General features: G+C 37.3%; 6 protein-coding genes. All 6 read right to left on the bottom strand.

Annotated elements, in window-relative coordinates; translation table 11 throughout:
* Positions 1 to 3: 3 nt before the first annotated feature.
* Positions 4 to 1,008 carry an NAD(P)H-dependent glycerol-3-phosphate dehydrogenase gene (locus J0M08_06095; GenBank protein MBN8702615.1) on the bottom strand — a complete coding sequence of 335 codons (1,005 nt, stop codon included), beginning with the start codon at positions 1,006 to 1,008 and terminating at the stop codon, positions 4 to 6.
* 2 nt (positions 1,009 to 1,010) lie between these two features.
* A complete protein-coding gene (locus J0M08_06100) occupies positions 1,011 to 2,981 on the bottom strand; it encodes a glycosyltransferase family 39 protein (protein MBN8702616.1) in 1,971 nt (656 codons plus the stop codon).
* 131 nt (positions 2,982 to 3,112) lie between these two features.
* Positions 3,113 to 4,624 (bottom strand): lysine--tRNA ligase, encoded by a 1,512-nt coding sequence (gene lysS / locus J0M08_06105; protein ID MBN8702617.1) that lies wholly within the window; start codon positions 4,622 to 4,624, stop codon positions 3,113 to 3,115.
* A gap of 85 nt (positions 4,625 to 4,709) precedes the next feature.
* Entirely contained in the window at positions 4,710 to 7,478 is a 2,769-nt protein-coding gene (locus tag J0M08_06110; protein ID MBN8702618.1) for a carboxypeptidase regulatory-like domain-containing protein, read from the bottom strand.
* Between the two features lie 5 nt (positions 7,479 to 7,483).
* The gene (locus J0M08_06115) at positions 7,484 to 8,425 is read right to left on the bottom strand and encodes a type IX secretion system membrane protein PorP/SprF (protein MBN8702619.1); all 942 of its coding nucleotides are present in this window, start codon (positions 8,423 to 8,425) and stop codon (positions 7,484 to 7,486) included.
* Positions 8,426 to 8,476: 51 nt separating this feature from the next.
* Positions 8,477 to 12,281 (bottom strand): gliding motility-associated C-terminal domain-containing protein (locus tag J0M08_06120; protein ID MBN8702620.1); only part of this gene is annotated, 3,805 nt, incomplete at its 5' end.

The raw sequence follows: 12,281 nt of genomic DNA on the forward strand, positions 1-12,281 counted from the left end.
CACCTACGAAAGTTTATCAGTTAATAATTTGATTTCGATAGAAGGCGATATTTTTTCGTAAACAATATTATAGACAGCATCTGTAATAGGCATGTGCACTTGATAATGTTTGTTAATTTCTTTAATACACTTAACTGCATAATATCCTTCAGCTATCATATTCATTTCCATTTGAGCCGACTTTACTGAGTATCCTTTGCCAATCATATTCCCGAAAGTTCTGTTTCGGCTAAATTGCGAATACGCTGTTACTAGCAAGTCGCCAAGGTATGCAGAGCTATTTATATCTCTTGTGATAGGATGTACTGCATCTACAAATCTTTTTATTTCTTGAATAGCATTCGATATTAGTACTGCTTGGAAATTATCTCCATAGCCCAGTCCGTGGCATATTCCACTCGCTATTGCAAAAATATTTTTTAATACACCCGAATACTCTGTTCCATAAATATCGTCAGACACAGTATTTTTTATGAACCGAGTAGTCATTTTTTCTGCTACATAGGTTGCGTTTTTTTGATTTTGAGAAGCGATAGTTAAATAAGATAATTTTTCCATTGCTACTTCTTCTGCATGGCATGGACCGGTAATTACTCCAATGTTCTCAATAGGTACTTTTTTTATTTTATGTAGATAGTCCCCAACTATTAAGTTGTGTTCCGGAATGATTCCTTTTATGGCAGAGAATACGATTTTGTTCGATAAATCAGTTACATTATATTGGTTCATCATCCCATCTGTAAAGGCAGATGGAATAGCCAAGATTACTATATCCGACTTGCTGAGTACATGGTGCAAATTGGAATCAACAACTATCTTATTTACATCTAATGAAACAGAGCTTAGATAGGATGGATTATTCCCATGTTTTTTTATGAAAGAAACGTTATCTTCATTGCGTACCCACCAATTTATTTTTTCTTCGTTTGTCGATAAGATTTTTACTATAGCCGTAGCCCAACTACCACCGCCAATTACACCTATTGAATGTTTTGTTGTGTCTGACATAATTAATTAATTGTATCCATTCGCTTTCCGTACATCAATGGATTCCCATCTTTAACTGAAATTCGCAACTGATGTATAAATATACATTTTTTGGAAGTGTTCCAAACATACGCCTTTAGTATATCTGAACCTTTGCAATTGAATGGAACCGTAACAGAAATGTACGCACGTACAAAATTTGAATTGGGTAATTTAAACCAATGAAGCTTGTTGGCTTGCCAACTATAATTTTTTCCATCTCTCGAAAAATCAAGTACAATATCTCCATCAGCGGTTGTGTCCTCCAACGTTGCCTCAATCTTGAAATGAATTATGTCATTTACAGAAGAGATTATTTTTTTAAGGTCGCACTCAAATGTTGGACTGTATTCTACTTTTTCGTTTAGTATAAAATATTTTTGGTTTGTTGCTGAGTCAGTAAGGTAATTGCTCGAACTCCAAAATGGTGCTTCTTTAGAAGGTTCTAGCGTATTTATGTATTTAGGATTAGAAATAGATTTATCTTCAGTTTCTTTTTTTGAAAATAGATAGTAGCTGCTATTGAAGTAAAATACTTCTTCTAACATTTTAGGAAATTTATCTTGAATCATTTCGGTAATTTCATATGGGCTGTAACGTGTTGTCCACGCGAACGAAAAGTAGTTTGTATTGCAGGTGTCTAGCAGATGAACATATTTTTGAAGTTCCGCTCCGCCATTGTTTATGTAGGAAAGTAGGTTTGCCCTATATTTTAATCGATTAAAATTATAATGAATAGAGTAGGGCCCAACCACATTTATGGCTTTGCTCACATTTTTAGCTCCGTATAGCGAGTCATTCTTTTGGAATTGCAAGGAAATATTTTTGAAGTCGCCAAAGCGAGCGGTTGAATAAAATTTGTTGGCATAGCATGTAACTAGTGTGCTGATAAAAAGTAACACAATGCTTGTAAATTGAAGGGCAGTATTCTGCACGAAGGAGAATATAAATAGCACCAAATACGGAAAAGAAAATAGTAAAATTGATTTTTGCAATATTGGACTTCGCTCTACTGAATAGATGTAGCCAATCGCTAGTGGCAATGCGAAAAGTAAAATAATGAAAAGTTGTTTTTTTAGAATTTCGGATGTAGTGCTGCTCGCTTTGTTTTTGAATAAGAAAAATATTCCAACACAAGCTGTAATTCCTGTAACTAGCAGCAGCAACTTTGAGTTGCTAAAGCAATAGAGTAGGTAGCTTTTTATGAAGTAAATATCAGGTGGTGCTAACCAACCTCCCTCAGAGGCTCCTAGACCTTTCATCCCAAATTGATGTATAATGATTTTATACGCAGGGGCTAAAAGTATAATTGCAATAGTGCAACTACCCCCATATTTTATCAATTGATTTTTGTTGATGAAGAAGATGCCTAGTGTTCCTATTAAAAAAGCTTGTAGGGCTGAAAAATAATGTGAGTAACAACTTCCTGCTAAGGCAATAGAAAAAACAAAATAATAGTTGTTTTTTGGGTTAGTGGTAAATAGTTCAGTTAGCATCCAAAAGCACAAGCCAGAAAAAAACAAACCGGGAGAATAAGGTCTTGCCAAGCGACTATAGAGTATTGCAAATTCTGATGTTGCAATAAATGCGGATATTAGTAGTGCGGAGGTTGTGCCAAACAGATTTTTTGCTGCTTTGTAAAAAAAATAAACACTCCCTGTTCCCATTGCCACAAAAGGTAATCGCACGGAGGCTTCTGAAATGCCGAAAATTTTTATCCAGTAGAATAGGAGCAGTTGGGCAAATGGTGGGTGTGTGTCTGTATATACTCCCAAACTAATCAAATCAGAAATGCGACTAAATTGAGCACGCTGTATGGCACTTACTTCATCTGCTGTTATTGAGAAATCGGAATAGTGATAAAACCTAAGTAACGCGGCTATAAAAAGCACAAAAGCAAGAAAAGTATTTTCTTGCTTTTGTATTGTCCACTGTTCTTTATTTATCAATTTCAATTTGACTCAGATATTCTAGTAACTATTTTAGAATGGAAGTTCAAACACATTTGCTATTGCTCGGCTTTCATTTAGTTCGCAGGTTTTAACTTTTATTTTAGCGCTCATGAATGAAAGCTCAACCCCACAAGCTATTGCTCGGCTTTCATTTGCGGAAAGAACAACACATCTTGAATAGAATTAGAGTTTGTCATAATCATACTCAATCTGTCAATCCCTATTCCTAAGCCGGCTGTAGGCGGCATTCCATACTCAATCGCACGTAAAAAATCTTCGTCTAATACCATTGCCTCTTCATCTCCGCGCTTACCTAGCTCTAATTGTTCCTCAAAACGTTTGCGTTGGTCAATAGGGTCATTTAATTCTGAAAAGGAATTGCAGATTTCTTTCCCGTTACAGATAGCTTCAAAACGCTCAACTAATCCTTCTTTAGAGCGATGGCGTTTTGCAAGCGGAGACATCTCTACCGGATAGTCAGTAATAAACGTGGGTTGAATTAATAAAGGCTCACATTTTTCTCCAAAAATTTCATCTATTATTTTGCCTCTTCCCATTGTTTTGTCAATGTGAATGCCCATTTTCTTAGCTGCATCGGTCATTTCAGCCTCATTCATGGCAGATATATCGACACCTGTAAAATGTTGTATCGCTTCATACATGGTAAAACGTTTCCATGGACGTTGGAAATTAATTACATTCTCACCAACTTTTACTTCTGTTGTTCCGTGAATGTCCATGGCAATTTTTTCTACCATTTCTTCCACCAAATCCATCATCCAATTGTAGTCTTTATACGCTACATAGAGTTCTATTTGCGTGAACTCCGGATTGTGAAAGCGAGACATTCCCTCGTTTCTAAAATCTTTTGAGAATTCGTATACGCCATCAAATCCACCAACAATAAGCCTTTTGAGATACAACTCATTTGCAATTCGCAAATACAGGGGCATGTCTAACGTGTTGTGATGAGTTTTAAATGGACGCGCTGCCGCACCTCCGTACAAAGGCTGCAAAATAGGCGTTTCAACTTCTAAATACCCTTTGTCATTTAAATAAGTACGCATGGTATTTACCAATTGTGTTCTCTTTCTAAATACATCACGCACCTCGGAGTTCACAATTAAATCAACATAGCGCATACGATAGCGTTGCTCGGGGTCGGTAAATGCATCGTGTGCTTTTCCTTCTGCATCTGTTTTTACAATAGGCAAGGGACGCAACGATTTACACAATACTTTCATAGAAGTTGCATGAATAGTAGTCTCTCCCACTTGTGTAGTAAACACATACCCTGTAACCCCTATAATATCGCCAATATCTAATAATTTTTTAAAGGCTACATTGTATAATTCCTTATTATCTCCGGGACAAATATCATCGCGTTTAATGTACACTTGGATACGACCTTTAGAATCTTGCAGCTCTAAGAAAGATGCATTTCCCATAATGCGCCTAGTCATTATTCTGCCGGCAATGCTGATATTCTTAAAGCTCAGTTTGTCACGCTCATAATTATCTAAAATTTCTTTTGTAGAAGTATTTACTTCGAAAAGCTCCGCGGGATAAGGATCAATCCCAATCTTTCTTAATTCTTCTAACGAATTACGTCTATTAATCTCTTGTTCACTTAAGTGTTGACTCATAAAACTATGATATTTCAATAATGTAAATTAATGGCTAAAATTAACTAAATAAAGGAAGGAATAGTCGCCTCTTTTATAAAAAAAATTACTGCTTAATAACCTTAAATTCTGTCCTTCTATTTAATTGATGCTCTTCTTCTGTTGATGCATTGCGTTTAACTGGACGAGTTTCGCCAAAACCTTTATACACCACACGATTTTGAGCAATTCCTTTTAAGAATAAATATTTGGCAGTGTTTAATGCTCTTCCTTCCGATAAATTTTGATTGTATTCATCAGAGCCACGTTCATCTGTATGAGAGGATAACTCTATAACCAAGCTTGGATTGGAGACCATAAAATTCACTAGGTTGTCTAGCATATTTACCGATTCGTAACGTAATGTAATTTTATTGTAATCGTAATAAATATTATCCATACGTATGGTTTTGTTCAACACAATGGCAGACATTTTATGCTCTATATTCATACTTGACACTTTTGAGCCTTGCGTATTTATTTTAACATCATTTTGAAAAAAACCTTTGCCTGTAGCTGTTGCTACATAATCACTTCCTGATTGAACGGTGAATGTGTAATTTCCATTTTCATCCGATGTTTTTTTTCCTATTACATTGTTGTTTTCTGTAATTGTAATTTGTGCGCCCTTTACCGGATTCTCTTCATTGTCTTTAACACTTCCTGTTACAGCAATTGGTGTTCCTTGTTCTTTTTTAATAACTGGAGTAGTTGTGGCAGTTTTAGGGCCTGAGAAAATTTCTTCCATTCTAATTTCTTCCGATTTTTTCTCTCCGGAAGGCACTAAAATAATAGGTTTGAAAATGTTGTTTTTTGCATTGGCTGTTTTGTAGTCTCTCGCATCTATAGGCATTTCAATTGTTATGTAGCCTTGTTTAGATACTTTAAAGGAATATTTTTCTGATTCATTTAATCTAGTTTTTAGATTGTATAATCCCAAGATATTCGAACTGATTATTTCTAGTGTCTTACCATCCTTTACCAATTCTATTGTTACATCGTCCAACTCCTCATCTTCATCATCGGTAACATCTCCTACAATAGTAAATTGTCGTTGTTGGTTTGCTAGAGCCTTTTGCCCCGATTTTAGTGCAATTATTTTTGCATCGGTTTCTGCTTTTATTTCTTTTTTGTGGTTAAACTCTCCTTTAAAAGTAGAAGTAGTTGTTGCTAAAACATTCGATACATCTTTCAATTGAACTGTAGAGCCAGCAATTGGCAAGTCTTTCATTATGCCGCTCGTGTCTCTCATTTCTTGTTTAAGAATTCCTTCTACATAAATACTTTTTGATTTTGGTTCTATGTTCAAATCTAAATAAGACTGTGTCGTATTTCGAGTAAAATCAAAATCTATTTTGTTGTACGGGAAACCATCTTTACGAATAGAAATAGTATAAAGCTTGCTTTGCTCAGGAGTAAACGTGTAATAGCCATTTTTAGAGGGAATGGAGACATCTTTTTTAGTTGTGTTGTCAACCAGTTTGTAGCGTAATCCGTCAAACATAGAGTTGTCGGCTATTTTAAAGCTTCCTCCATCCACAATAATTTTTATAGGTTCAAATTCCGAGAATGCATACACATCTTCTAGACCTTTAGAATCAAACCTGTCGGAGCTTAAAAGACCTTGTCTATAATTCCTGTCCATTACAAAACTAAAATCATCGCCAATAGAGTTAATTGGAGGTTGAAGATTTGTTACCGATGTCCAAGTGTCGTTTACTAGCTTGGCTTGAAATACATCTAGTTTTCCCATGCCCGGATGTGCGTCCGATGAAAAATAAATTGTTTTTGAATCGTATAGAAAGGGAAAGAGTTCATGCCCAAATGTATTTACTTTGTCGCCCAAATTTGTTGGAGTACTCCAGTTTCCATCGCTTTGTTTTTCTGTTTTGTAAATATCTGTAGCGCCTTTACCTCCGGGCATATCAGACATAAATACTATTGTTTTTCCATCCGGAGAAATACTTGGATGTGCCACAGAATATTTGGTGCTATTAAATGAAAACGCACTTGCCGGTTCGCTCCATCCTTCGGGAGTTTTATGACTTTCCATTATTTGTAAAACTTTTACAACCACATCTTTGTTTGGGTCGCGTTCTCCTTTTACGGTTCGTGTAAAATAAATGGTGTCTCCGGAAGTTGTAAATGCAGCAGGGCCCTCGTGCATATAGGTACTAAGTTTACCTGCCTCAAAAGGTGTTACACGCAAAGAGTCTTTAGATACACTTAAGTCCACATAATAAAAATCTAAAGACGGATTGTTTGCGCCTCCATCAAACGAAATAAGCTTTTTTTTGCTTCCTGGGCGTGAAGAACAAAATACAATTCCTTTCTTATACAAGATTGCAGAAAATTCCGAATGCTCGGTATTTATAAACTCAAGATTCTTTACCTCGTTTCCAATGTTTGCATCTAGCCACTGTTGAGCGAGTTTACAAGATTCAATATAAACCGAACCCATTGGATCTTCGGGTTTTAATTGTGCATATTTTTTAAATTCTTCGGAGGCTTCTTGGTATTTAGAGCTAGCCTTTAACGACAAGGCATAATTTAAAACATGATTTGGATTTTTTTTAGCACGCTGTACTAGTTTTTTGTAAATAATTTCTGCATCTGCAAATTCTCCCAATAAACGGTAGCAATCAGCCAGTTTCTCGGTAGCTTCTTCTTTGCTTTTGGTGTCGCCATTTTCCATTTCTGTTTTAAAGTATGGAATAGCTTCTTTAAACATATTTCTGTCGAAATAGGCATTTCCTTTCGTTAGATTTTTTTGCGCTAATCCGGAAAGCGAGAATACGCAAGCAAAGAATATTGTTAATAGTAAAAATTTTCTCATAGCAGTTAATAGATATAATATCTAGGATGAATTTCTTTATCGCGAGCAGGTGGCAATAATTTTTTTCTGTACGTAAATAAAATTTCGTGTGTCCCATTTTGGTAGGAAGCTAGTTTGCTGGTTGTATAGTCGAAAGCGTATCCAATGCGAAATTGGTCTTTAATTTGTAGTTCTACCATTGCCACAATTGCTTCGTTTACGCGGTAGGTTGCACCTACTGCAATTAGTTGTTTTATCAAAGCTTTGGCGTTCAAGTCAATTTGAATGGGCACCGGACTTACATGTTTGATTAGCATAGATGGCTCGAAGCGTAGGTCTTCGTTTTTCCCGAAATTACCTCCAACCACAACATAATTGTGATTCCAAAGTCTTGACACCAGACTTCTTCCGTAATCAGGAGTAAAATTTAATTCGCTTTTAATTAATTGAAAAGAACTCCATCCAATAAAAAAAGATTTGGTTTGGTAATACAATCCAACAGATGCATCCGGAACCATTTTGTTTTGTGTATTTGCAGATATTGCGTTGTCAACCGCATCGTGGCGAACTAAATTGGTAAAATCAATTTTTTGATTGATTAATCCAGCTTCTAAACCAACTGATAATCGACCATTGCCTAATCCGATATAATACGAAAACATGCCTGCAAAAGAAGTGGTAGCTATAGTAGCCACTTTATCGTTTACAACTTTTAATCCTAGTCCAATATTTTTCTTTTGTATGGGTGCATGAAAAGTTAGAAATTGAGTAGTAGGAGCGCCTTCAATACCGGTAAATTGTTTACGGTAAGCCAGTGTTGAATTAATGTAAGGAATTGTTCCTGTATAAGCAGGATTGATAATTGCCTTGTCAAACATATACTCACTGTATCTTGGTAATTGTTGTGCATTTATGCTAAGTACAAAGCCCAAGCACAACAATAATCCTATCCATTTTATATTCTTCATAATAATATCGTTAGTCAAATTAATTATTTTTAATTCTGTTATTTATGCTTGCTATCTGTGTATTACAACAAACCCAACAAATTTTTTATCGTAATTACCTCCTAAATCAAGCACATAATAATACGACCCTTCGGACAATTCATTATTACTGTTGTCTGTTCCTGTCCAAGTATTTAAATATGGAGATTGGCTGTAAACCAATTGCCCCCAACGGTTGTATATCATTAACTTGTTTTCTTGGAAATAATCTATGTCCGGAACAATCCAGTTATCATTTGCACCGTCACCGTTAGGTGTAATTATTTGCGGAATTGGTCCGGATAAGTCGGTTAGGCATTTGTCTACTTTTACCGGAACAGAAATAGTTGTAGCACAACCTTTGTTGCTCGACCTAAATACAAACACAGAGTCTGTTATTGGTTTTACTACAACAGAGCTCGTTTTAGAGACAGTGTCATTTGTGCCATTCAGCCAAACTGAATACAACCCATTACTTGTTCCTGTAAGCAAAATGCTGTCGCCCAAACATATTGCACCTTGTACGCTGCTGCTTGCAGATACGGTTGGTGGAGCTTGGTTGTCGAGTAAAACTAAAACAGAATCCAATAAGCTTGGGCAGCCATTAAACACCGTGTAAACCGAGTACCACGTACTTTGTGTAGGATTTACACTAATGTTTTTTGTTTGTTGATTTGTGCTCCAATAATACGTAACAGGATTATATAGAGCAGTGTCAACAGATGCTGATAATTGCAGTGCAGTAGCGGAAGATACACAATAGTAGAGAGTGTCATTGTTGTTGTCTATTGCAGGGTCGGCTGTTGGATTTATAACAAAATGATACCCGTTTGATTTGCTGCTAGCGCATCCAATGCTATTGGTAGAAGTAACTCGTACGGTATCGGTAGTTGTAAGTGTGTTATTGGTATATACATTTGATGGGCCATTTTGTACCACTGAATTATTTAGGTAGAACGTATATTGGTTTAGTCCGCTTGGTGATGCCGTAAACAAAACAGTTTGATGGTTGCAAATGGAGCCGGTTGCATTTGCTGCAAGGGTAACGGACGTGTAAGGCAAAACAACTACAGTTGCCGTATCGGCAGGAGTGTTGCTGCATCCCAAATAATCAGAAGCCGTTACTAAAATTTGATTGTTCCCAACTGCTAGTCCACTTGTCGTGTAAGCATTGGAAGAAGAGTTTTGAACAGTACTTCCGTTGTACGTAAATTGATAATTGCTAAGTCCGGCAGGCGATACTGTAAGCGTATAAGGAGCACCTTGGCAAATGGAGTCGTTTGCTACGCTTGCCGAAAATGTTACGAATGGCAATGGTACAATACTAATCGAGTTGGCTGCTGATGTGTCTAAACAGCCCATAAAATTGGACACTACATAAAATGAATATGTTCCTGAAATGTTGTTTGTAATGTAAACAGGATTTGCGCTAGAAGCTAAAGACGATGTGGCGTTGTAGAATTGATAATTATCATATGTTGCAGGAGATGCAGTTAATGTAATAGGAACGCCAAAACAAACACTGTCGTTACTTGCGCTTAAGCTTAGTGTTACAACCGGCTTATTAATAAAATCAACAGAAATACTTTTATCTGCCGTTGGACATAATGGCTCTGCTGTGTTTTTTAGTACAACATGAATTGTGGTGTCCGTTGTTGGAACTACTGAATACGATGTAGTGGAGCCGAATACACCACCATTCCAACTGGAATTAAATGTTGCAGGTGTAATATTGGAAATAGAAGCAATTGCCTGTGTGGCTTGACAAACCTGAGTTGTTCCGGATAATGTAAATGTAATTCCTGTGCAAGGAATTGCATAACACGTTTGAGCATTAGACGGAGCGCTGTTTCCACAAGGAGCTTTCCCTAACGCCATAACAACTATTGTTGCGGAGTCGCCTGTGTTTAGTCCAGTAATAGTATGCAGTAACCCGTTGGTGCCACTGCTTGGTGTGGTATAGGAGCTGTTGTTAACGCTTACCATATACCCTTGCGCATCCGGTACTGCATCCCACGTAAATACAATTGTGCTGTTTGTTGTGGTGCCGCAATTTACTTGCGGAGCAGGTAGTGGTACTATTACAGTTGTAGCAATTGTATTTGTTGATGTGTCAGCACAACCTTGATTGCTAACAAGCACTTTTACTGTTTTTCCGTTAAGCAAATTGCTGGTTGTATATACAGGATTTGTGCCTGATTGCATAAGGGCAAAATTTTCATAAAAGCTGTAACTGCTGTAAACTTGAGGATTTGCAGTAAAACTAATTGGTGTGCCCGAACAAGTAGAATCATTGCTTGCGCTAGAAGTAATAGATACAACAGGCAGAGGAGTTAGTTGAACGCTGATGTACTTTGTTGCCGATGGACAAAGCGCTTCGGATAAGTTAGTTACACTTACAGGAATGGTGATATTGTTTGTTGGCGCAATAGAGTAGGTAAGAGATGTCCCGGCCGCACCGTTATTCCATGAAGTACTGTAATTCGAAATGTTAATTCCAGAAATGCTTGTGTTTACCGTATCTCCCTCGCAAAGATTAATTTGTGTTGGAGCATTAAAACTAATCGCAGTACAGTTTTGAGCGTAACATGTTTGTGCAAATGAGATTACACTGTTTCCGCAAGGTTGTCCACCCAAGGCTTTAACCTCAATGGTAGCCGATGAGCCCTGTGTTGCGCCAGTAATTAAATGTGTAAGTCCATTACCTCCGGAAGAAGCGGTTGTAAATGCACCGCCATTAATACTTATTTCATAGCCTGTAGCACCGGTTACACTATTCCAGTCAAACTCGATAGAAGTATTTGTGGTGTTTCCGCAGGTTACTTGCGGAGATTGCAGCGGAGGTATTACTGCAAAACTAACCGTATTGCTTGCAACTCCTGTGCAGCCTTGTTCTGTGGCTATTACTTGTAATACGGAGGTGCTTAATAAGTTATTCGCAGTAAAAACAGGATTGGGTCCGTTTTGCACCAATCCTAAACCATTGTAAAAAGCGTAATTGTCGTAAGTAGCCGGATTAGCTGTAAATACAACTTGTTGGCCAGAACATACACTGTCATTTCCTGCATTGTTTGTTAGTACAGGTGTTGGAAGTTGATTTAAATCAACAGTTAAAATTTGTGTAAAAGACGGACAGGTAGGTTGTGCTGTGTTGGTAACACTAGCTGTGAATGTGGTGTCTGTTGTAACGTTCATTGAAAAAGTGGTAACTCCTTGTGCCGCACCACTGTTCCAATTAATAGCATAGGTACTTGGAAGTATATTGCTTGCAATAGCTGTAACAGCTTGGTTTCCGCAAATAGTGGTGGGTCCGGAAAGGGTAAAGGAGATAGGGTCGCAAATGCGTGTAAAACAAGTTACGGAGTTCGAAATCATGCTGTTCCCGCAAGGAGGAGTGCCAATGGCTCTAATAGTTGCAGTAGCAGAATCGTTTGGATTTAATCCTGATAATAAATGGGTAAGTCCAAGTGAGCCTGAGCTTGGGGCAGAATAAGCACCACCATTAATACTTATCTCATATCCTTGAGCTCCATTCACCATCGACCAAACAAAGCTTAAGCTGTCTAAATTGGAGCCTCCGCAATTTAATATAGGAGCAGGTAAATTATTTATAATTGTTGTTTTAATTGCATTGCTAGGTAAGCTGTTGCAGCCATCTTCTGTGGCGACTACTGTAACCGTAAATGTTTGTGCCGAGCCATACGTTAATGCAGTAGAAGCACCCGATTGAACAGATGCAAATCCATCGTAAAAAATGTAATTGTCTAATCCTGCAGGTAATGCAGAAAATAGAGCGGTGCTCCCCACGCAAATACTATCGTCTGACAACGCAGTAAGC

The sequence above is a fragment of the Bacteroidota bacterium genome, from assembly GCA_017303975.1.
In the GTDB taxonomy this organism is placed as follows: domain Bacteria; phylum Bacteroidota; class Bacteroidia; order JAFLBG01; family JAFLBG01; genus JAFLBG01.